The organism is Phycicoccus sp. Soil748, from assembly GCF_001428025.1.
Classification (GTDB): Bacteria; Actinomycetota; Actinomycetes; order Actinomycetales; family Dermatophilaceae; genus Pedococcus.
Genome location: NZ_LMSC01000007.1, coordinates 975,970 through 976,695, shown reverse-complemented (window position 1 = coordinate 976,695; position 726 = coordinate 975,970). Strand labels below are relative to the sequence as shown.

The 726-nt window shown below is 73.3% G+C and carries 1 pseudogene; it reads left to right on the top strand.

The features are described 5' to 3' along the window. Positions 1-48 precede the first annotated feature (48 nt). Positions 49-519 (top strand): annotated as a pseudogene (locus ASG70_RS20405) (DUF222 domain-containing protein); the annotation flags it as partial. Positions 520-726: the final 207 nt, after the last annotated feature.

The window sequence follows — 726 nt, the reverse complement described above, 5'->3', positions numbered from 1 at the left end:
CCCACACCGCCGCGGTCGCGGGGCGGTTGAACCGNGGCGCAGGCCGAGCTGGTCGACATCGCCGCGGAGCTCATCACGGACCGGCACTGGGGCGACGGTGGGTTCAAGACCCCCGAGCACTACCTGGTGGTGCGGGCGGGGTTGTCACCGGCGCACGCCAAGGATGTGGTCGCGGTCGCGCGGCGCCGGGCCGAGCTCGTCGACGCGTCTTCGGCGCTGGATGCGGGTGAGCTGTCGTTGGACCAGGTCGCTGTCATCGCCCACGGCGTCCCGACCGGCTACCAGGCCTCGGTCACCGCCCTCGCCCGCGAGGCCACGGTGCCGCAGCTGCGCCGGGCTGTGTCCCGGCACGCGTTCCCCGCCCCGACGGTGGCGGATGAAGGTGGTGAGGACGGCTCCGGTAGCGCGACGGATGGGCGGGCCGAGGTCGAGCGGGCGGAAGAGGCTGCGCGGCGGTCGATGGCCGAGCAGCGGGCGTGCGCGAGGCCGGAGCTGTCGATGAGCTACGACGCGGACGGCNGCTGCGCTACTCCGCCCCCGCCACCATCGGCGCCCTGGTCGAGCAGGCCGTCAAGGAAGCCAAAGACGCCCTGTTCACCCGTCGCCGCGATGATGCCGCAGTCACGCGTGTGGAAGAGCGGCACGCCGGCCTGCCGACGTACGCCGATGCGTTGGAGGAGATGGCCACCCGCTCCCTGGCCTCGGTGACCTCGACCAGTCGGGCGT